Consider the following 20,561-nt stretch of genomic DNA (forward strand, 5'->3'; position numbering starts at 1 on the left):
TCCATGAAAATCCAACTTCCTGACACGCACGGCGCATTGGGTGACTACACGCTGGTCGGTGCACCCGTTCAGCCCTCGACACTGACGCCAAACTCGGCGCGCGTTTTGTATTCGGCGGCCCACGTCGTGGCGAACCCCTTCGGCGACAACGACCCGACGGGACCTGCCAATGTCGATTGGGCCAAAACCATGGAATTCCGTCACTACCTGGCAGGCATGGGCATGGGTATCGCCGAAGCCATGGATACCGCCCAGCGCGGTATGGGTCTGGATTGGAACGGCGCGCTGGAACTGATCCGCCGCACGAAAGAGGAACTGCCCGACGCGCTGGTCGCCAATGGATGCGGCACCGATCATCTGGATCCGGCGGATGCGAAAACACTGGACGATGTGCGCCGCGCCTACCTGGAGCAGGTCGAGGCCATTCAGAAGATCGGCGGACGCCTGATCCTGATGGCCTCGCGCGCGCTGGCCAAAGTGGCGAATGGGCCGGAGGACTACGTCACGGTCTACCGCGACGTGCTTGCCGCCTGCGATCAACCGGTCATTCTGCACTGGCTGGGTGAGATGTTCGACCCGCAACTGGCAGGCTATTGGGGATCGGACAGCTTTGAACTCGCGCTGGAAACCTGCCTGGCGATTATCGAAGAAAACTCATCCAAGGTGGACGGGATCAAGGTCTCGCTTCTGGAAGCCGAAAAAGAAATCATCATGCGCCGCCGCCTGCCCGAGGGCGTGAAGATGTATACCGGCGATGATTTCAACTACCCAGAACTGATCGAGGGCGACGATCAGGGATTTTCCCACGCACTTCTGGGGATCTTTGATCCGCTTGCACCGGCAGCGGCCTGCGCTGTCAGAAAGCTGAGCGAAGGAGACACCGGGGCTTTCCGCGCCACCCTGGATCCGACCGTTCCGCTGGCCCGCCACATCTTCCGAGCGCCAACGCGATATTACAAAACCGGGGTTGTGTTCCTCGCGTGGCTCAACGGGTTCCAGGATCACTTCATCATGCTGAACGGCGCGCAATCCACACGCTCCCTGCCCTATTTCGTGGATTGCTTCAAAATGGCCGACGAATGCGGTTTGCTGCGTGACCCGGATATGGCGATTGAGCGCATGGGCAATCTGTTGAAGCTCTACGGGGTCTAGGTCATGCGCGACTTTTCCGATGACCATTCCGCGCTGGCCCTGAACACGGCGACGCTGGGGCACAATCTGGACGGATTTGGCGCGGGCTGGTCGCCGGAGCAGGTGATCGACGCCTGCGCTGCACGGGGCTATGGCGGCATCACCTATTGGCGACGTGAGTTGGACGGCCGCGCACAGGAGATCGGCGACAAGACCCGCGCGGCCGGGCTCGCGGTTGTGGGCCTTTGTCGAACACCGTTCCTGACCGGCCCGCTGGCCCTGCCCTCGGATCAGGAGATCATGGACGATTTCCACCTGTCCATTGATGAGGCCGCGGCACTACAGACATCCGTCCTGACCATCGTGAGCGGAGGGCCCGAGCCCGGCACCAAAGGGGTTCTGGAAAGTCAGAAACTACTCGCGGATCGTGTCGCGCGCGCGGCGCCCTACGCGGCAGAGCGTGGTGTTCAGCTTGCGCTGGAGCCATTGAACCCGGCGATGGGCGGCAACCGCACTTGCCTGATGACGGCAGCAGACGCGCTGAACGTGTGCGATGCGGTGGGCGTGGACAATGTCGGAGTGGCTATCGACGTCAACCACGTCTGGTGGGACACCTCTTTGGAGCAAACACTAGCCGGACGTGGCGAGGGTCGTGTGCTGGGGTATCATCTATGTGACTGGCTGGCCGATACCAGCGATGTTCTGCTGGACCGCGGCATGATGGGCGACGGGGTCGCAGACCTTCGGGCGCTGCGGGAAGCCGTGGAAAACACCGGCTATATTGGCTTCTGCGAGGTCGAGATCTTTTCAGCCAATAATTGGTGGAAGCGGGACCCGAACGACGTACTCGACGTCATCGTTGATCGTTTCAGAACCGTTTGCTGAATGAAAAGGACCCAACACACCGACGCCTCTTGGTAGCATCGCGGTTACCGTATCAGGATGGAACGGAAATCAATTACATTTGTCCCGGTCGGTCTAGGTAAGAACAGATCACTGATGGCCTCAAACGCGCTGAAGGCGTCATTGCGGACCAGATCCGCTGACAGATCCCGCCCAGCGGCCCGCAGGCGGGCACATGTAGAGCCGTCAGCGAATGCACCGGCATTGTCCTCGGACCCATCAATCCCATCGGTGTCAGCCGACAGCGCGGTGATGCCAGCGCTCCCGTCCAGTTCGAGCGTCGGAGACAACGGAAACTCGGTGTTGCGCCCGCCTTTTCCGTTTCCTCGCAGGGTTACTGTGGTTTCACCGCCCGAAAGGATGACAACGGGTTTCTGAATGGTCGATCCTTGCGCAAGACCTCGCGAGCAATGGCTGCGTGAACGCGCACGACATCGCGGGACTCACCCTCAATCGCGTCTTATAGAATGACAGCGGGCCCGACCACAGGGCTGCAAACGCACGGACCAATTGAGCCGCGCCTATACCGGCACCGACAACAATAGCCTGCCCTTTCGGGGACTCTGGCAGATGCGGCTTCAGCGCCTCAATCGGATCGGCTGCGTGCACCGCCGCGTGAAACAACGATGTCAGAAAGGCCTTTCCGAGGTCACAGTTCGATATCGCAGACAAAGACACCGTCGGCTCCACCTTCGAGGTTTTCCACGATGCGGCCGCCAATCTCTTGATGGGTCGGGTCCACCAGGTATGTATCGCGCACCGCCACATCTCTGAAGTCGAACCAGAACATGTCATCGAAATTGCGCACCAACGGCGTTTCGACGGACACGTTCCTGCGATGCTGAAAATCGACGATGCCGTCGATATGCGCGGAGAGTCCAGCCAGATCCGCGTACAGCGACGCCTTCGTTGCCTCGCTTGTATCAGGTTTGAACCGCAGGTGAACCAAGTGACGTATCATCGCGCATCCTTTAAAAATTATTCCCAGAAATCTGCTTTCTTTCGATCGCTGAACGCGGCCAGACCCGTCTGCAACTCAGGATACGCCGCGGCAACACGGCCTGCGAGGGCCTCGAGAACGCGCTCGCGTTCTTCTCGTTCGGCCGCATTGATCAGCATCTTGGTCAACTCGGTGGCAACGGATCCACGATGGCGCATCCGCTGGGCAAGCTCTGTGGCTGCTTCCCCGCCCTGCCCCGTTGCGACGATCTGATCCACCAGCCCGGCAGGCAAGGCGTCCTGCGCCGAAAATTCCTCGCCAAACAGCGCCATGCGGCGGACCGTCTGAGCGCCAAACCGGCGCACCGTGCGTTGGGTTCCGGACCAGCCAGGAATGATGCCAATCGAAGGCTCCGGCTGGCCGATCCGAATGTGGGATTCCGCGATCCGGTAGTCGGCACAGGCAGCAAGCTCGAGCCCGCCGCCCAAAACATGGCCGTTCAAAACAGCAATCACCGGTTGGCGCAGCCGCGCCAGCGCGTCCAACGCCTGTTGCCCGTCGCGCAACCAATGACGGCCAAATTCATCCGGGGATTGACTTGCCCAGGCATGGATATCCCCACCTGCGCAGAATGCCTTGCCCGCGCCTGTCAAGATCACGACATGGGTGCTATGATCACGTTCGATCCGACGGCATAGTGTCAGCAGATCGTCCATCATCGGCATGGTCAACGCATTCAGGCGCTCTGGCCGGTTGATGGTCAGCCGCGCAATACCGTTCTGGATATCCAACAAGAGATGATCCACGGGGTTTTTTACAAACGCAGACCCATGAGGGCGGGATCGAACAAAGCGGCATCCATCGTTTTCAGGTCCTGTGCGACCAGAAGCGGTGTCGCCGCCTGATCCAGAATATCCCTCTGCAAATCTACTCCCGGTGCGATTTCCGTGACCATAAGACCCTTTGGAGTCAATTGGATCACACACCGTTCCGTCACGTAAGTAACGTCCTGGCCCTGCGTCTTGGCACGTTTGCCCGAGAAGGAAATCTGATCGACCTCATCCACGAACTTGGCGATTTTACCCTCTCGCAGGATTTTCAAAGCGCCATTCTCAATCGTCATCTTTGCGCCGGCATTGAAATTGCCGGAAAAGACAATCTTGTGCGCCCGCGTGGTGATATCCACAAAGCCGCCCGCGCCGGCGGTTCTGTGCGGAATTGCCGACAGGCGGGACACGTTAACCGAGCCGTTCTTGTCCACCTCCAGGAATGAAAGCAGCGAAGCGTCAAACCCGCCCGCCTGAAAATAGCAGAACTGATGCGGCGACGCGACGAAGGCCTCGGCATTGGCGGAACAGCCGAACTTGAAATCCAGCAGCGGCACGCCGCCCACGGCACCTTGTTCGATCATCCAGGTGACCGAGCCGTGCAGCCCCTCTTCGACCAGAATGCGCGGGACATTGGCCGAGATGCCGAAGCCGATGTTGACCGCCCAGCCGTCTTTCAATTCCTTTGCCACGCGGCGGGCGATGACCTTGCCAATGTCGAACTCGACAGTGCGAAAGCTCTCGATCGGACGGGTCAGTTCGCCCGAGATCGCCGGGTCATACTCGGTTGCCGTAGTCTGCAGCTGATCCGGAGCCTCGACAATCGCATCCACGAGGATGCCGGGAACGTGTACGTCATGGGGGCGAATGCTGCCCGCTGCCGCAATGCGCTTGGCTTGCGCGATGACAACGCCACCTGAATTGCGGGCGGCCAACGCCATCTCCATCGCGCCCAGATACGCGCCCTCATGTTCGAAGCTCAGGTTGCCTTTTTCATCAGCCGTGGTGGCTCGGATGATGGCGACATCGGGGGCCATGGATTTGAAATAGAGCCATTCCTCGCCTTCGAACTGCATCCGTTTGACGATGGGTTCGGCGCGCGCCGGAGCGTTCATGGCGCAGCCTTCGATCTCGGGGTCGACGAACGTGTCCATCCCCACTTTGGTCAGAACTCCCGGACGTTTGGCGGCCGCTTCGCGCAGCATGTCAAAGATAATACCGGACGGCACGTTATAGGCCCGCACTTGATCGGCCGTAATCATCTTCCAAACCTCCGGCGGGTCCGACTTGCTGGGCCCCGAGGGGTAGGATCCGCCGATGATCCGCGACAACAGACCAGGTTTGGCTACGTGATCCACGCCCTTCGTTCCAAACATGTCGCCCGCTGCGATGGGATGGATTGTCGTCAGGTCGCGGGGACTGCCTTCCTCGTCGAATCGCGCACCAATTCCTTTCAGGATTGCATCCGGACAGCACAGGCCACTGGATGAGTTCACCGCAACAATTGCGCCGTCCGGAATGAGCTTGGCTGCCGCGCGGGCCGACATCTGCTTGGTCATGCGGTCCTCATGAAGTAACTAACTAGTTATAGTTTATGCCTTGATGAGATGTGCAAATCAACAGGAATTTCAGTCACGCTGGAATTGACCTGACCAAAAGTAACCAATAGGTTACTTATAAACACATTCCCCAGGAGCACCCCTATGAACATCTACTTTCAAAACACGTACCAACGGAGCTTCGGTACGTTCCCGCTGACCGAGCGCGAGTTGCGCGATGCCATGATGATTGCAGGTGAAACTGGCTATCGCTCATTCGATACCGCACAGATGTATGGGAATGAGAAAGAAACCGGTGACGCATTGTCGGAACTCGGTATTACCCGCGACGAGATTTGCGTGACCACCAAGGTGCATCCCGACAATTTCGGGGAGGAGGCTTTTTTGCTCTCTGTCGAAGAAAGCCTGAAAAAGCTGCAACTCGATTATGTCGATGTGCTACTGCTGCATTGGCCGCCGGTTGGCGGAGACATCGCGCCCTCGCTGAAGCTGTTGGAACAAGCGCATGCGAAGGGTCTGACCCGGAATATCGGTGTATCCAACTACACCGCCCGGATGATGAGGGATGCGACCAAAATCATCGGCACGCCGCTGGTGACCAACCAGGTCGAATTCCATCCGCTGCTGAACCAGGACGTCCTGTTGGCCGCCGCTACCGAAACCGGTATTCCCCTGTCCTCTTACTGTTCGGTTGCCCGCGGCGAAGTTTTCAAACACCCCATGTTTGAAGAAATCGGGCAGGGCTATGGTAAGACCGCGGGGCAGGTCGTGCTGCGTTGGATCCTGCAAAAGGGCGTATCGATCAACACCATGTCCACCAAGCGCACCAATATAGCGGCTAATTTCGACATAATGGACTTCACCTTGTCCAGCATCGACATGGACAGGATCGACGCCATGACCCACTCCGGTTACCGGATCGTGACCGATGATCTGGTGCCTTGGGCGCCTAACTGGGACTGAGGCAAAAAAGGCGGTGCCAAAGTGTGGCACCGCCAGCCTGGGGAGTGTTCCTAAGCCTTTGAGAGCGGTAAAGCTCAGTGATTACCCCGGATCATGTCAGAGGCTTTTTCTGCCATCATGATCGTCGGCGCGTTTGTGTTGGACCCAATCAGACTGGGCATGGCCGAGCTGTCGCAGATCCGCAGGCCATCGATCCCATGCACCCGCATCTGTGGATCGACCACCGCCATTTCATCGACGCCCATCTTGCAGGTGCAGGTCGGGTGGTAGGAGGTGCGGCCATATTGTCGTGCGTATTCTTCGAACTCCGCCTGCGTTTTTACGCTGTCGTCCGGGAAACGGATCTGGCGGATGTATTTTTGCAGGCTGTTCTGCCGGAAAATCTCAACGCTGTGCTTGACGCCTTCGACCGAGGTTTTCAGATCGTCCGGATGCCCCAAGAAGTTCGGATCGACCAGCGGCATATCTTCGACCCGGTTCGACCGCAGCCGCACCGTTCCCCGCGCCTTGGGCCGCAACGTATAGGAATTCAGCGTGATGCCGGAGCTTCCCTTGGGCACGCTTGGCACACCGGCTTCTGCACCGGCACCGGAGAGGAAGTGGAACTGGATATCCGGTACCGGAGCGGCTTTGTCTCCGTACCAGAAAGCACCGCCCTCAACCACGTTCGAGGCCACCGGGCCAGAACCAAACATGTAATACTGAATCCCGGCCCAAACCGCCCAATGAGGCTTGTTGTATTTGTCCAGGCTCTGATGGCCGTTCAGTTCTGCCACGATGTCGATGCCGAAATGGTCATGCAGGTTCTCGCCCACACCCGGCAGGTCGTGCTTGACCTCGACTCCATGTTCGCGCAGATGCGCCGCCGGTCCGACACCGGACAGCATCATCAACTTGGGTGTTCCGATCGCACCCGAGGTTACCAGAACCTCTTGATCCGCAGTCACTTTCTCAACGTGCCCGCGCCGCTCGAACTCCACACCTGTCGCACGGCCGTTCTCGATGAGAACGCGATGCGCCTGACAGCCGGTCTTGACCGTCAGGTTCTTACGCGACAGCGCGGGCTTCAGGTAACCAACGGCGGCCGAGCAACGTTTCGCGTTCCAGGTCGTTACCTGATAGACCCCTGCCCCCTCCTGTACCGGACCGTTGAAGTCGGGGTTGTAGGGAATGCCCGCCTCCTGACAGGAGCGCACAAAGGCACGCGTCATTTCCTGCGGAGCGGCAAGGTTAGACACGCCCAGCGGGCCTTCGGTACCGTGCCACTCACCAGACAGGATCGCGTTGCGTTCCGAGCGAACGAAATACTTCTGGATGTCCTTGAACGACCAACCTTCGCAACCCTCTTCGCTTGCCCAGCGGTCATAGTCGACCGGATTGCCGCGTGTGAACACTTCGGCATTGATGGAACTGCCGCCGCCGATCACCCTGCCCTGCGCATAAGGAATTTCGCGGTCATTGGCATGACGCTGCGGAACGGTATTGAAGCCCCATGTGTGCGGCCCATCCGTCATCTTGGCAAAGCCGACAGGCATGTGGATCAGCGGGTGACTGTCCTTGCCGCCGGCTTCCAGCAGCAACACCCGGACGCTGCTGTCTTCGGTCAGCCGGCTGGCCAGAACACATCCGGCAGAACCACCACCGACGATTACATAGTCGTATCCGCCCTGCGCCATCACTCCACCCAATGCGACCGCTTTCCAAACTCGACATGAATCGATTTGACCTGAGTATATTCCTCGACCCCAAGCATCCCGGCCTCTCGGCCCCAGCCCGATGCCTTGAAGCCGCCAATCGGCAACTCCGGCCCCCCGGCCAGAGTGGTGATCACCCAGAACCGACCCGCCTGAACGCGGCGCGAAATGGTCAGAGCCTTGTCGATATTCTTGGACCAGACGCTGGCGGCGAGCCCGTATTCAGTGTCGTTGGCAATCGCGATCGCATCGTCAATCGTGTCGAACGGGATCACACAGAGAACCGGGCCAAAGATTTCCTCACGCGCAATCGCCATATCGTTGGTCACATTGGTGAAAACCACTGGGTCGATGTACTGCCCGCCAGAGATTTCCGGCGTCGTGCCACCGGTCAGCAGCGTCGCACCTTCTTCCTGTCCCTTGGCGATGTAAGACAGGATGGTGCGGTTTTGCGCATCCGTCGTAATCGCCCCCGCCTGCGTGCGTTCGTCCAGCGGATCGCCCACGCGCACCTTGCGTAGCTTGTCAGCCACCATTTTGGCGAACCTTTCAGCAACCGAGCGTTCCACCAGCAGACGCGCGCCTGAGACACAGCACTGACCGGTATTGAAGGCGATGCCAAAAGCGACGCCGTCGGCGGCATCTTCCAGATCCGCATCGGCAAACACAATCTGGGGATTCTTGCCGCCCAGTTCCAACCCCAGTTTCTTAAAGTTGCTTTGCCCCGCAGCCGCAACCACCGACCGGCCCACGGCAGTGGATCCGGTGAAGGACAGCATGTCCACATCCATATGCTCGGCCAGTTTCTGCCCGATCACACTGCCCGAACCGGTCACCACATTGAACACACCATCCGGCAATCCGGCCTCGGACAGGATTTCCGCCAGGATCAGGGTCGTGGCGCTGGTGACCTCTGATGGCTTGGCCACAATTGTGCAGCCCGAGGCCAGAATGTAGGGCACCCGCTCGCACAGGATCAGGAAAGGGAAGTTCCACGGTGTGATCAGGCCTACCACGCCCACGGGTTCGCGCGTGACGATCCCCATCGCGTCGTCGCCGCAATTGTTGAAGCTGTCGCCATGCAGCGCGCGTGCAAGACCCGAGGCAAACTCGAACATGCCCACGCAGCCCTGAACCTCTGCCCGCGCCTGCGCGATCGGCTTGCCGTTTTCCAACACCTCCCAATAGGCGATTTCTTCCGCCCGTTCGCGGATCAATCCCGCCGCCTTCAGCAAAACCGCTGCCCGATCCGCGCCGGACAAACCACACCAACGACGGTCGTCAAACGCCCTTCGAGCACAGGCAACTGCAGTGTTCAGATCTTCGTTCGTGCAGCGCGGGATGCATGTGACCGGCACGCCATGACCGGGAGACGAGCGTTCGAATACATCCCGATCCCCAGCGGCAACCGATTGGCCATCCATGAAAAATCCGAACACGCGCGGCTCGGAAGGTGGTGTCAGAATTTGGCTCTGTTGGTCCATTGAAGGTGCTCCATCATGTCAATGCCGCGGCGGCGCTAGGCAGATGCGCCCTGCCCGTCGCGCAAGTCACTCCAACCACCATCGACCGAATATTGCGCATCATGCCCCTGGGTTTGGATGTGCAAACCTCAACAATCATAGTTTTCCTCCCTCCTCGGCTCGTGCGTCAAAACGATCTGAGTTTTCAGGTCCCCGGGACGATCAGAAATGCTGTCGAAAGCCTCCTGAATGCCGTTCAGCGGATAGGACGCGCCGGTGAAACGATCTGTCCTGATCCGGTCATGAGTCAGCAATGTGAGAGCATCGTGCATATCCTGACCCATTCCCGCCACGGACCCCTTGATGGAGTTTTCCTGTAAAATCGTTTGCAGGATGTCGATGGGCAGGGTTTCACCTGCGCCGGTCAGGCCAAAGGCGGCGATATGGCCGCCCTTGCGGATCAGCCGGGTCGCCTGTTGATAGAGGGTGGGCAAGCCAACGCTTTCGATCACAACATCCGCACCGCGGCCATCGGTGTGGCGTAGCACTGTCTGCTCAAGGTCGTCCGGATCAGTGATGCCAACATCTGCCCCGACCTCCAGCGCCATATTCACCCGGTCTTCAGACAGATCGGCAACGATGATGGGAGCTGCGCCGATGGTGCGAAGCAGTTGCACATGCAGGTTGCCGATTGGCCCAGCGCCCAGCACCACGACGGATTGGCCAAACGTGATGCCCGCCTTGCGCGCGCAGCGCACCACGCAGGCCAGGGGTTCGGTGAGGGCCAGCACCTCAGCCGAGACCTCTTGCGGCGCCGGAATGACGAGACGCGCGGGAACCGAGATATACTGGGCAAAGGCCCCAACCATGGTGATCCCCATCTGCTGCATTTCCGGGCAGTTCAGGATCTCATTGCGCCGACACCAATAGCAGGTGCCGCATCCGATGTTCATATCGACAACAACCGGGTCGCCAACAGTCAGGCCACTGACCCCTTCGCCCAGTTCAGCAATGGTGCCGGTGAACTCATGACCGGGGATCATCGGCAGGTTCTCTGCGGCGTAGTGTCCGTTGAAGATATGGACGTCGGTGCCGCAGATACCGACACGGGTGATACGGACCAGAACCTCATCCCGGCCGGGTTCGGGGCGCGGGACATCCTGCACCTCGAACCGGCCCGGTGTGACCAGGACCGCGGCTTTCATGGTCGCCGTCATTTCACGACCTTTAGCTTTGTTCGGTCGATGGTCAGCGCGATCGCCGCAATCAGGATCAGGCCGAACACCATCTGTTGTTGTGTTGCATCCACCTCGAAATAGAGCATCGATGACCGGATCACCGCCACGATCAGCGTGCCGATCAGCGTATTGATTACGCCGCCTACGCCGCCGGTCAGGGGCGTGCCCCCAACCAGAACCGCAACGATGGCAGGCAACAGAAAGCCGTTGGCAAGGGTGGGCGACCCGCCGGACAATTTGACCGAGAACAGAAGGCCCGCAACCGCGGCCAAGCCGCCTGAGAGGGCAAAGGCCATGATCTTGATCCGATTGACGTTCAGGCCCGAGGCGACGGCGGCCGGTTCCCCCGCTCCCACCGCCTTGAGCGCACGGCCGAAGGTGGTACGGGATTGCAGGAACCATGCACCAAGCACCAGAATGGCCGCGATGAACAGCTCGCTGGGGATGCCGGCAACTGATGCTGTCATCCAGCCAAAGGTCGAATCCCGCAACCCGGCATCCATGAACAACGCGCGCTGGCCGGACATATATTGTGCGGCAGAGTAAGCGATACCGCCAACTGCCAGTGTCGAGATAAAGGACGGGACGTACATCCGTGTCGTCACAAATCCGGAGATGCTGCCCAGAACCACGCCGGACAGAATACAGATAAGCGCGGCGGCAATACCAAAGGTTGGCAGGGCAATCGTGGCGACAACCGTGGTCATGTTGGCAATCGATTGCGCCGACAGGTCAATGCCACCGATATAGATCGCAAATGTCATGCCAAGCGCCATGATAAACAGCGGCACGATATCGGCCATCATCGAAATCAGGTTGGCCGGGCGCAGGAAATTCGAATCTGCGATACCGACAACCAGCACAAGCGCCAGCAGAGTGATCCAAGGCAAATGGGGTTTGATGCGTTCAAAACTCATGAGACAGGCCTCAGATCATGTGGTGGACAAGATCGTACAACGACGGCTTGTCCCCCGGGCTGCAGTCGAAACGTTTTTGCGCGACGCCGTCCTTGAGAACGACAATCGTGTGGCTGAGGCCGATGGCTTCTTCCAGAGTGTCCGCGACCAGAATGATGCCCACGCCATCATCCGACATCTCGCGCACCATGTCGTAAACGTCTTCCTTGGCACCGATATCCAGACCGCGTGTCGGGTGGTCCAGTAGAATGATGTCGGATCCGGCCGACCGCCATTTCGCCAGAACAACCTTTTGCTGGTTGCCGCCCGAAAGCCCTCCGCAATCCTTGTAGACATCGGGCGTCTTGATCGCCAACCGGTCGATCCATTGCTTGGCCAGCGACTTTTCCTCACCGATGCGCAGGACGCCGGAATTGGCGTAATTGTCCATCTGGCTGAGTGTCATGTTCTCATAGACATTCATGCCAGCGACGATCCCCTCGACCTTGCGCTCGCGCGGGATATATCCGACGCCACGCGACACACCGGACTGGGCATTGAACCTTCCGATGGCCTCACCCTTGAGCGACACGGTTCCCGAGGACGGCGTTTCCAGACCGAAAATCGTTCTCAGAATCGCTTCGCGCCCCGACCCCTCTGTACCGACCAGACACAAAACCTCGCCCGGGCGCAGTTCGAACGAAATATCCGAGTATTTCCCCTGCAGCGAAACATTCTGGAAAGAGACCAATGGGTTTGCATCACTCTGATAGGGCTTCTGCTTTTGCTCGCGGTAGTATTCCTTGTCCACGTCGCGGCCGACCATCTTGTGCTGAATTGCATCAACCTCCGCCGCGTCGTGGGTAACGACATCGACAACCTCGCCGTCCTTCATCACGTAGATCCGGTCAGAAAGGTCCAGAACCTCGTCCATCCGATGGCTGACAAAGATGAACGACGCGCGCTTGGTCAGTTCGCGGACGAGGCTGAACAGCAATTCGACCTCTTCCTTGGCCAGAACCGAGGTCGGTTCATCTAGCAAAATGACCAGATCGCCATCAATCCGCTCCTCCAGTGTCAGGACCTTGGCCAATTCGACCAGCTGGCGTTGTGCAAAGGACAGTTTCGAGGTGGTCATCGCCGGATCGATATCCAGCTTGACCTTGGCCAGCTGCTTGCGCGCGGCCTCGGCCATGGCTTTCCAGTCTATCACGCCATAGCTGACGAATTGCTGCTCAAACCCCAGAAAGATATTCTCCATTACGGTCAGGTTGGTGATCAGGGATTGCTCCTGAAACACCATTCCAATGCCGTGATCCATCGCTTGGCGCGGGTTCTGAAACCGGACCTTGGTGCCGTCGATGGTGATATCGCCGCCATCGGGCTGATAGGCGCCATAGATGACCTTCATCAGGGTCGATTTGCCGGCACCGTTTTCGCCGACCAAACCGACGATCTCACCGCGCCCGATCTGAAAATTCACGGCTTTCAGCGCGTGAACGCCGGGGAATTTCTTGTCGACATTGATCAGTTCGTACATTTGCCCGCCCCCTATTTCACAAAGGTTACGGATTTGCGGTCGGTCGACAGAACCACCGCCGCGATGACAAGTACGCCCAGAACGCCATCCTGCACGTAACCTGGGAGCCCTATGACAACCATGCCGTTGTTGATGACGTTGACGATCAGCACACCGATCAGGGTGTTCCAAACGCCGCCGATGCCGCCCCAAAGCGCGGTGCCGCCCACGACAACCGAGGTTATGGACACAAACATGAAGTTCGATCCGGTCGCGGTCTCAGCAATGCCGATCCGGCCCACCGCGAGCAACGCACCAACCGCATAGAAAATACCGGCCAGTGCAAAACCCATGATGCGCACGCGGTTCACGTTCAAGCCCGAGGCATGGGCCAGTTCCTCGCCCCCACCGACGGCATAGAAGTTGCGGCCCAGCGTGGTGCGCGACTGGATGAACCAGGCGATCAGCAGGAACAGCAGCGCGACGTAGCACATGATCGGGAACCCGAACCACCGTTCTGTCAGCAATGAGCGGAACAGGTCATCCTCAACCCGTATCCGGTCGCCGCCGGTCAGGAGCAGGGCAAAGCCGGTGCCGACAAACCCCATGGCCAGCGAAGCCATGAATGAGGGGATTTTCATCAGAACGTGCACCAAACCGTTGATCAGCCCGATACCGGCACCGACCAGCAGCGCCAGCGGCAAAGCCAGCCACGCCCAAGAGGCCAACGTGCCCCCCAGCGCGATAAAGGCAAAAGCAAAGACCACGGCACAGACCGAAACGGTCCCTTCCATCGACAGGTCGATCGAGCCCATGATGATTATGAAGGTCACGCCAACGGCCACCATCAGGGCGGGCGCAGAGGAGATTCCGACCCGCGCAAAATTACGCAGCGAGAAGAAGCGGGGCTCCATCACGGTAAAAAACAGAACCAGGACCAAAAGGACGATCAAGGGTGCCCACTTGATCAGAACATCCCGTGTCAGCACATTACTCACGTGCTTCCTCCCACTGAGTGAATTGACCGGGCCGTTCGCACTCTGAACCAAACCCCAGCCCGCGCAAGCAGGCCGGTGCGAACACCAGCCTGCAGTTTTCTTAGTTGTACTGGATCTGACCGTTGGAAGTGGACCAGAAGTCCTTCCAGTCATAGGTCGGAACGCTATCGAGATACTCGGCCTTGAACGCCAGTGCATCTTCGGGCTGGACCATGATGGTGGGACCGTAGAACTCGCGATGCTCATTGGGCTCTTCGGACGGCTTGAAGTGGCCGGACGCCGCGTAATAGGCCAAAGCTGCGGTGATACCGCCACCCCAATGCGGGTTGGTGAACACCGTCGCCAGAATCTTGCCCTCGCCCACCAGCTGAACCGCCTGCGGGTTTCCGTCATAAGACACGATAGGCATGCCTTCGATGCCTTCGGCACGCAACGCCTCAAGCACACCGTAGGCAATGGTGTCGTTGGCGCAGTGCACGCCTTTGATCTCATCGCCGTAGCGCGTCAGGAAAGCGCTCATGACCTGGTTGGCCTTCTGCGTATCCCAATCCGCCGGCTCGGCGGCCAGCAATTCGGCGTCCGGATAATCCTTCAATGCGGTCTTCAGGCCCGCAAGACGCTCAATGGCAGGGTTGTTCGAGGCGATTCCGCCCAGATGCACAACACCGCCGGATCCGCCCATGGCGTCCAGCAGGATGCGTGCCGTCTGCTCTGCCGGGCCTTCGTCGGACCAGCTCATGTGGCTGACATAATTGTCGCCAAAGTCCCACGGGTGCAGATCGTCGGTCTTGTTCCAAAGGGTCGAGACATAGGCGCCAGCCTCTGCGCAGGACTCGACAACCGGGCGCGCGTTCGGCGCGTCGTTGGTGTCGATGGCCAGAGCCAGTTCGCCGTTGGTCTTGGACAGCAGCGCCTTGACGTCAGCAAGTGATTTTTCCGACGATCCTTCATTGATCAGATGTGTCAGGAAATCCTTGGGTTTGCCCAGGCTTTCGACGAACGCTTCACCCCCGGAAACGATCTCATTCCAGTAGGGGTTGGTGCGGTTGCGATACGACCACGCGATGGTCGGGTCGGTGATTGCCGCGCGGGCCATCCCGCCCAGCATGCTCGACACCGCGGCACCGCCAACGCCATAGGCTGAGGCAAGCAGAAAATTACGGCGGGTAATCGTCTCCTGCTCGATGAACTTCTTGATGAATGACATGTCGTCCTCCCTTTTCGTCTGGCACATGGGATCTCAGGCGTTCGTGTGTCTGCCCCCCCTTGGCACAAATGCCGCCTTGCAACACTAATACCTAATGCACTAACTAGTTACTTCTTTACGAAAGCCTGTGTCAAGCGTTAAGAATGAGATAATAAGAGCGTCGAACACGCTCCGGGAGAGACCTGCTGCGACGGCAAAATCGTAAACTTGCACAGGCGACCGCCTCACTCCATTAATCGGGGACGGTGTCGAAAAGCACTAAAAGCAAAGAGGACAAGGAAAGTGGCCGAAAAACCGATCACAAAGAAGCGGGATGCTGAGGCAACCAAGGCCAGAATCCTGAAAGCGGCGAAGAAGGAATTTGCGAAGAACGGCCTTGGAGGAGCGCGCGTCGACGAAATCGCTGAGCGTGCACAGGCCAACAAACGCATGTTATACCACTATTTCGGAAGCAAAGAGGACTTGTTCCGGACCGTCCTAGAAGACGCTTACTTGAGCATCCGATCTGCTGAGCGAAAACTCAATCTCGAGCATCTGACGCCCACCGAAGCAATCGAGGCCTTGGTGCGCTTCACCTGGCAGTATTATCTAAAGAACCCTGAGTTTATTACTCTGGTGAACAGCGAAAACCTGCATCGTGCCAAGCATATCAAATCCTTGCCCAATCTCCCCGAAACGATGCGTGGTCTGGTCGGTATGGTCGACGACATCCTGAAACGCGGTCAGGAGAGCGGCGAGTTTCGGGACGGGGTCGACGCAACGCAGTTGAACATCACGATCGCTGCCATCGGATACTACTATCTGACGAACCGGTATACGGGCTCATTCCTGTTTGAGCGCGACCTGATGGACAAGGAAGCGTTGGAAGAGCGTATTGCCTTTAACGTCGAGACAATTCTGCGACTCGTTCGAAAGTGATCTAGTTGGTGGCAGGCGCGTTAAACACGTCGCCCACTATCGAAAGGACAATCCTGCGTCTTCAATCGCTTTGGCCGTGCATTCGATATCTTCGGAGTCCTTGGCACCCGACACGCCTACCGCCCCGATGCAGTCCGCCTCTTCGAACACAGGCACTCCACCTCTCCAGGTCATGAGCCATTCTCGGGTGCCAACACCCAAAGCAAGCGTTGGGTTTGCCGCCATACGCTCACCAAAATCCGCGGCGGCCTGGCGCAAGATGGCAGTGGTATAGGCTTTGTCCGCCGCGAAACCACCAATTGCCGGCTCCACCGCGTCATTGCGCCCGAATGCGACCAGAAACCCGTGCGAGTCCGACGGCGACAGCTACGATCCACTCTTTGGATTCAGCATGTTCGAGAGCATTCGAAAGCATGGTCTGCACTGTGGCGTATCCAACCGACTTCAGGGTCACGGATTTCAGGACAGGCTCTCCCAGTCATAGACGATGAAGGGCTCCCTGATGTTTCGGTCGATAATGTCGGAATAAACCTCGGCGGGGTTTGATGGAGAAACCGTAGCAATCAACCCGTCCAGCTTGACGCGCCTCTCGCTCAACCAGCGCATTGCGCGCTCGAACCCGCCGAACGTGCTGTAGGGCGCGTTGTTGTAGCCGTCGAGCAATTCTTCCCAGACAAAGTCACGTGACAGGATCGGCACATCCCATTCCCACCCGCTGCGAAGTTCGACAAAGTTGAAAAAGACGGCATTAAGCACTTCGTGGGCCTTCAGGTCGGTATACGGGCGCCATGGCACGCCGACCAGAACGACCTCACCCCGCTTGCGGACAATTTTGCAACCGTCCAGGACCGCCGCCTCATGGCCCGAACAATCGACAACCAGCGCGACCTTGCCGACAAACTCAGGATCATCCAGAGGCATCCGGGCAAAGGTCTTCGTCACACCGGTCTGCTCTGCCTGAGACCGTCGCAAGGCATCAGGCTCAACGACCGACACATCATAGCCGCCGATGATGAAGTTGTGCGCCGCCAAAAGGCCAACCGGCCCGGCGCCGCAGACGATCACCTTATCACCGGTACGCGCCTTGGTGGTCATCAGGGTCGTCATCGAAACGCCCATCAGCCGCGTCAGCAGCGCGACGTCCGGCGTCATATCGGCGGGCACAGGCATCGTAAAACGTGCGGCGCATTGCTGGGTTTGCCGATGATGGCCCATACAAAAGCGCAGTTCGCCGACCTCGATGCCTTCAACATCCGCGCCCACCTCCTCGACCCAGAAAACCGCCGAATACCCAGGGCGAATGGGAAAATCATCGCCATTGGCCCAGCCAATCTCCGTGCCCTGACTGATCAGCGTGGCCACCGTTGTGCCGCGAATTTCATCAGCAGCCAGCGGATCATCCTCGTAGTCCAGCAGGGCAAACGCGGATTTGGCGGGGAAAACGACCTCTTTGGGCATCTCGGGCTCCTATTCTGCGTTCAATGACCGGCCAGTGCCTGCATCAAAAAAATGGGCCAAGTCGAAGTTCAGGCGGATGTGGGTTTTCGTACCTGACGGCACGCGTTGTTCTGCCGGGATTTCGGCAACAAGTTCGTGCGTACCGACCCGCAGGTCGAGCAACGCTTCGTTGCCAAGAAATTCGGTAACTTCGACGGTCGCCGGCAAGGCGCGTTCGTCATCCGCGTGAGCCAATTCAATGCTGATCGGACGGATGCCTATGGTTACATCCTGACCCTCGGTGACACGGCCCGCAAACCTGGTCGGAACAGGGTGTGAGAAACCATCCGCTTCGATCCTGCCGTCCGTTATTCGGGCGTCAATCATGTTCATGGACGGGCTTCCGATGAAAGTGGCGACAAAACTGGTCTTGGGGTTGGAATAAACCTCTTCCGGAGTGCCGACCTGTTCAACATACCCGTCCCGCATGATGACAATCTTGTCGGCCAGTGTCATGGCTTCGACCTGATCGTGGGTCACATAAAGCACGGTCGTGCCCAGCCGTTGATGCAGCTTTCCGATCTCCCAGCGGACCTGAGTGCGCAACTTCGCGTCAAGATTTGACAGCGGTTCATCGAACAGAAAAACATCAGGTGTCCGGACCATCGCGCGACCCATGGCGACCCGCTGACGTTGTCCACCAGACAGTTGCGCGGGCTTTCGGGCCAACAGTTCGGACAGACCCAAGATCTCGGCCGTCTCGTTGATACGGCGTTCAACCTCATCCGCACCCAGTTTGAGGGGGCGCAAGGCGAATTCCATGTTCTGCCGAACGGTCATATGCGGATAAAGGGCATAGTTCTGGAACACCATGGCGACACCCCGATCCTTGGGCGCCACGTCGTTGACCACTTGCCCGCCAATCGAAAGCTTCCCACCCGTTACATCTTCCAGTCCGGCGACCATGCGAAGGGTTGTTGTCTTGCCGCAGCCGGAGGGTCCGAGCAGCACGACGAACTCACCCTTGTCGATTTCGAGGTCGACGCCGTGGACAACCTGTACGGCTCCGTATCGCTTGGTGACATTGCTCAGCGTGATTGCAGACATTTCGGCGCCCCTATTTGACGGACCCCATGGTCAGCCCGCGCACCAGCCAGCGTTGGCAGGTCAGTACAAAGATGACACCGGGGATTAGAATGATGAACGAACCGGCCATGATGCGGCCCCATTGCACTGCATCCGATGACCAGAAAGACATGACCGCAACCGTGACAGTTTGAGCCTCTGACCCTGTCAGCATCAGCGCGAACAGAAATTCGTTCCACGAAAACACGAAGCAGAAGACGGCCGAGACGGCCAGCCCAGGCGCCGCCAATGGCAGCGTGATCCGCCAAAACGTTTCAAACAGACCATACCCGTCGACTGCCGCTGCCTCTTCCAGTGCCATCGGCACCTCGTCAAAAAAGCCTTTCATCAGCCAAACCGTGAGTGGGATATTGGCCGTCGAATAAACGATGATCAAAGCAAGAGGCGTGTCCAAAAGACCAACCGTCTTGAAGATGATGTAGTACGGCACGACCACCGCGATTGGCGGAAACATCCGCATGGACAGGATCCAGAAGGCCACGTCGTTCATCCGTTTGTGGCGAATGCGGCTGATGGCATAGGCCGCGAGTGTTCCGAAGGTCAGGCTGAACGCTGTCGATCCGAAGGACACGACCAAGGAGTTCAGCATGAACTTGGCGAAGGGCCGCATGCCGAACAGGCTTTCGTAGTGCTCAAGCGTCGGCGTGAACAGGAAGGCGGGCGGCTTCTGGAACATGATCGGCGAGGGTTTCACCGAAGAGGATGCAATAAGATAAATCGGTGTCAGGAAGACGATCAGGACAACTGCAAGAAGCAGATAGACAAGGACCGTCTGGCGTTTGCTCGGTGCACTCATGATGGGTCCTGTCCCTTACGCGTAGTCGTCGCGGTTGAGCGACTTGAAGAAGAGGGTGATCAGAACAACGATGATCACTAACGAGACAAAGGACGCCGCCGCGCCCACCCCCATGCGCCAAAAGGTGAAGGACTGACGGTAAATGAACAGCGACAGAACCTCGGTCGTATCTCCCGGTCCGCCTTTAGTCAGAACAAAGATGATGTCGTAGATCTTGAAAGCGTCGATGGCGCGCAGAAACATCAAGCTGACCAGAACCGGCTTGAGCTGCGGCAAGGTCACTCGCGTGAACACGTCCCAACGGGAGTTACCGTCGATCATCGCGGCCTCATAAGGCTCGGGTGAGAGGCTTTGCACAGCCGCAGCGGTCCCCATCATCACAAACGGCGTCCATTGCCAGATATCGGCGATGGCAATGGCCCACAGCGCCCAGTTCGTTGACGTTATCCAGGGGATTGCGCCAACTCCCAAGAAGCTGAGGAAATAGTTGAGATATCCTAACTCGGGAAAGTACAGAAACAGCCAGACAAGGCCCACGATCACAGGCGAAATCATCATCGGGACAAGCAGCAGAGTGCGCGCGACCCCCATTCCCGGAAGCTTCTGCGTTACCAGCAGGGCGATGCCAACGCCCAGAACCAGTTGCACGCTGAGCGTCATTGCCATCAGTTTTGCCGTCACGATCAGCGTATGCAGGAATTCGCTCGATGTCAGGATTTCCCGGTAATTTGACCACCCTACAAAGACGCGGGGCACAAAGGGTTTTGCCAGATCGTAAGACCGAAAGCTCAGATAACCCGCGTATAGCATCGGGTAGATCGTGGTGAGGAACAACACCAGCATCGCCGGCACCAGAAAGATCCCGAAGATCTTCTTGTTCCTTTTTCTGATGTAGGCCATCGCGCGAAACCCCGGAACAGTTGTTT

General features: G+C 58.4%; 19 protein-coding genes and 1 pseudogene. 4 read left to right on the forward strand and 16 right to left on the reverse strand.

Translation table 11 applies throughout. From position 1 onward, the window contains the following. The first annotated feature begins 3 nt into the window (after positions 1–3). A complete protein-coding gene (locus GOX53_RS21790; RefSeq protein ID WP_171180136.1) occupies positions 4–1,152 on the forward strand; it encodes a dihydrodipicolinate synthase family protein in 1,149 nt (382 codons plus the stop codon). A gap of 3 nt (positions 1,153–1,155) precedes the next feature. Further along, the gene (locus GOX53_RS21795) at positions 1,156–2,016 is read left to right on the forward strand and encodes a sugar phosphate isomerase/epimerase (RefSeq protein WP_171180138.1); all 861 of its coding nucleotides are present in this window, start codon (positions 1,156–1,158) and stop codon (positions 2,014–2,016) included. Between the two features lie 44 nt (positions 2,017–2,060). Here GOX53_RS21795 and GOX53_RS21800 read toward each other — a convergent pair. The 4 genes and pseudogenes from GOX53_RS21800 to GOX53_RS21815 form a co-directional block, all read right to left on the reverse strand. Then, positions 2,061–2,494: pseudogene (locus GOX53_RS21800) on the reverse strand (MOFRL family protein); the annotation flags it as partial. A 189-nt stretch (positions 2,495–2,683) separates the two neighbouring features. After that, positions 2,684–2,995 carry a Dabb family protein gene (locus GOX53_RS21805; RefSeq protein ID WP_171180141.1) on the reverse strand — a complete coding sequence of 104 codons (312 nt, stop codon included), beginning with the start codon at positions 2,993–2,995 and terminating at the stop codon, positions 2,684–2,686. A gap of 17 nt (positions 2,996–3,012) precedes the next feature. Beyond that, entirely contained in the window at positions 3,013–3,768 is a 756-nt protein-coding gene (locus GOX53_RS21810; RefSeq protein ID WP_217351873.1) for an enoyl-CoA hydratase/isomerase family protein, read from the reverse strand. A 20-nt stretch (positions 3,769–3,788) separates the two neighbouring features. Continuing rightward, entirely contained in the window at positions 3,789–5,360 is a 1,572-nt protein-coding gene (locus tag GOX53_RS21815) for an acyl CoA:acetate/3-ketoacid CoA transferase (protein WP_171180145.1), read from the reverse strand. A 144-nt stretch (positions 5,361–5,504) separates the two neighbouring features. Between GOX53_RS21815 and GOX53_RS21820 the strand changes: the two genes are divergently transcribed. Beyond that, a complete protein-coding gene (locus GOX53_RS21820) occupies positions 5,505–6,323 on the forward strand; it encodes an aldo/keto reductase (protein ID WP_171180147.1) in 819 nt (272 codons plus the stop codon). 74 nt (positions 6,324–6,397) lie between these two features. On the opposite strand, the gene GOX53_RS21825 is transcribed toward GOX53_RS21820, so the two are convergent. The 7 genes from GOX53_RS21825 to GOX53_RS21855 all read right to left on the reverse strand — a co-directional run bounded on the left by GOX53_RS21825 (position 6,398) and on the right by GOX53_RS21855 (position 15,338). Beyond that, entirely contained in the window at positions 6,398–7,999 is a 1,602-nt protein-coding gene (locus GOX53_RS21825) for a GMC family oxidoreductase (protein ID WP_171180149.1), read from the reverse strand. Next, the gene (locus tag GOX53_RS21830; protein WP_171180151.1) at positions 7,999–9,501 is read right to left on the reverse strand and encodes an aldehyde dehydrogenase family protein; all 1,503 of its coding nucleotides are present in this window, start codon (positions 9,499–9,501) and stop codon (positions 7,999–8,001) included. The genes GOX53_RS21825 and GOX53_RS21830 overlap by 1 nt, the downstream gene beginning before the upstream one ends. Positions 9,502–9,629: 128 nt before the next feature. Beyond that, positions 9,630–10,685 (reverse strand): zinc-binding dehydrogenase, encoded by a 1,056-nt coding sequence (locus tag GOX53_RS21835; RefSeq protein WP_171180153.1) that lies wholly within the window; start codon positions 10,683–10,685, stop codon positions 9,630–9,632. Positions 10,686–10,693: 8 nt separating this feature from the next. Next, entirely contained in the window at positions 10,694–11,635 is a 942-nt protein-coding gene (locus GOX53_RS21840; protein WP_171180156.1) for an ABC transporter permease, read from the reverse strand. A gap of 10 nt (positions 11,636–11,645) precedes the next feature. Beyond that, positions 11,646–13,154: a sugar ABC transporter ATP-binding protein gene (locus tag GOX53_RS21845; protein ID WP_171180157.1), complete on the reverse strand. Its 1,509-nt coding sequence runs from the start codon at positions 13,152–13,154 to the stop codon at positions 11,646–11,648. An 11-nt stretch (positions 13,155–13,165) separates the two neighbouring features. Continuing rightward, the gene (locus GOX53_RS21850; protein WP_171180159.1) at positions 13,166–14,131 is read right to left on the reverse strand and encodes an ABC transporter permease; all 966 of its coding nucleotides are present in this window, start codon (positions 14,129–14,131) and stop codon (positions 13,166–13,168) included. A 100-nt stretch (positions 14,132–14,231) separates the two neighbouring features. Beyond that, positions 14,232–15,338 (reverse strand): sugar ABC transporter substrate-binding protein, encoded by a 1,107-nt coding sequence (locus GOX53_RS21855; protein ID WP_171180162.1) that lies wholly within the window; start codon positions 15,336–15,338, stop codon positions 14,232–14,234. A 282-nt stretch (positions 15,339–15,620) separates the two neighbouring features. On the opposite strand from GOX53_RS21855, the gene GOX53_RS21860 reads away from it, so the two are divergent. Continuing rightward, positions 15,621–16,256, forward strand: coding sequence for a TetR/AcrR family transcriptional regulator (locus GOX53_RS21860; protein ID WP_371810389.1), 636 nt, complete (start codon positions 15,621–15,623; stop codon positions 16,254–16,256). 36 nt (positions 16,257–16,292) lie between these two features. Here GOX53_RS21860 and GOX53_RS21865 read toward each other — a convergent pair whose 3' ends face one another. The 5 genes from GOX53_RS21865 to GOX53_RS21885 form a co-directional block, all read right to left on the reverse strand. Then, on the reverse strand, positions 16,293–16,622 hold the full coding sequence (locus tag GOX53_RS21865; RefSeq protein WP_171180191.1) for a heme-binding protein: 330 nt from the start codon (positions 16,620–16,622) through the stop codon (positions 16,293–16,295). A gap of 93 nt (positions 16,623–16,715) precedes the next feature. After that, positions 16,716–17,714 (reverse strand): zinc-binding dehydrogenase, encoded by a 999-nt coding sequence (locus tag GOX53_RS21870; protein WP_171180163.1) that lies wholly within the window; start codon positions 17,712–17,714, stop codon positions 16,716–16,718. Between the two features lie 9 nt (positions 17,715–17,723). Next, positions 17,724–18,800 carry an ABC transporter ATP-binding protein gene (locus tag GOX53_RS21875; protein WP_171180165.1) on the reverse strand — a complete coding sequence of 359 codons (1,077 nt, stop codon included), beginning with the start codon at positions 18,798–18,800 and terminating at the stop codon, positions 17,724–17,726. Between the two features lie 10 nt (positions 18,801–18,810). Next, entirely contained in the window at positions 18,811–19,635 is an 825-nt protein-coding gene (locus GOX53_RS21880; protein WP_171180167.1) for a carbohydrate ABC transporter permease, read from the reverse strand. A 15-nt stretch (positions 19,636–19,650) separates the two neighbouring features. Then, positions 19,651–20,535 (reverse strand): carbohydrate ABC transporter permease, encoded by an 885-nt coding sequence (locus tag GOX53_RS21885; protein WP_171180168.1) that lies wholly within the window; start codon positions 20,533–20,535, stop codon positions 19,651–19,653. Positions 20,536–20,561: the final 26 nt, after the last annotated feature.

Source organism: Ruegeria sp. HKCCD8929 (genome assembly GCF_013031405.1).
In the GTDB taxonomy this organism is placed as follows: Bacteria; Pseudomonadota; Alphaproteobacteria; order Rhodobacterales; family Rhodobacteraceae; genus Ruegeria.

Bases quoted from the DNA above. Each gene is read 5' to 3' on its own strand.
- GOX53_RS21815 (WP_171180145.1), bottom strand. From the start codon at position 5,360: ATGACCAAGCAGATGTCGGCCCGCGCGGCAGCCAAGCTCATTCCGGAC.
- GOX53_RS21835 (WP_171180153.1), bottom strand. From the start codon at position 10,685: ATGAAAGCCGCGGTCCTGGTCACACCGGGCCGGTTCGAGGTGCAGGAT.
- GOX53_RS21830 (WP_171180151.1), bottom strand. From the start codon at position 9,501: ATGGACCAACAGAGCCAAATTCTGACACCACCTTCCGAGCCGCGCGTG.
- GOX53_RS21820 (WP_171180147.1), top strand. From the start codon at position 5,505: ATGAACATCTACTTTCAAAACACGTACCAACGGAGCTTCGGTACGTTC.
- GOX53_RS21885 (WP_171180168.1), bottom strand. From the start codon at position 20,535: ATGGCCTACATCAGAAAAAGGAACAAGAAGATCTTCGGGATCTTTCTG.
- GOX53_RS21875 (WP_171180165.1), bottom strand. From the start codon at position 18,800: ATGTCTGCAATCACGCTGAGCAATGTCACCAAGCGATACGGAGCCGTA.
- GOX53_RS21825 (WP_171180149.1), bottom strand. From the start codon at position 7,999: ATGGCGCAGGGCGGATACGACTATGTAATCGTCGGTGGTGGTTCTGCC.
- GOX53_RS21805 (WP_171180141.1), bottom strand. From the start codon at position 2,995: ATGATACGTCACTTGGTTCACCTGCGGTTCAAACCTGATACAAGCGAG.
- GOX53_RS21845 (WP_171180157.1), bottom strand. From the start codon at position 13,154: ATGTACGAACTGATCAATGTCGACAAGAAATTCCCCGGCGTTCACGCG.
- GOX53_RS21855 (WP_171180162.1), bottom strand. From the start codon at position 15,338: ATGTCATTCATCAAGAAGTTCATCGAGCAGGAGACGATTACCCGCCGT.
- GOX53_RS21795 (WP_171180138.1), top strand. From the start codon at position 1,156: ATGCGCGACTTTTCCGATGACCATTCCGCGCTGGCCCTGAACACGGCG.
- GOX53_RS21870 (WP_171180163.1), bottom strand. From the start codon at position 17,714: ATGCCCAAAGAGGTCGTTTTCCCCGCCAAATCCGCGTTTGCCCTGCTG.
- GOX53_RS21880 (WP_171180167.1), bottom strand. From the start codon at position 19,635: ATGAGTGCACCGAGCAAACGCCAGACGGTCCTTGTCTATCTGCTTCTT.
- GOX53_RS21790 (WP_171180136.1), top strand. From the start codon at position 4: ATGAAAATCCAACTTCCTGACACGCACGGCGCATTGGGTGACTACACG.
- GOX53_RS21840 (WP_171180156.1), bottom strand. From the start codon at position 11,635: ATGAGTTTTGAACGCATCAAACCCCATTTGCCTTGGATCACTCTGCTG.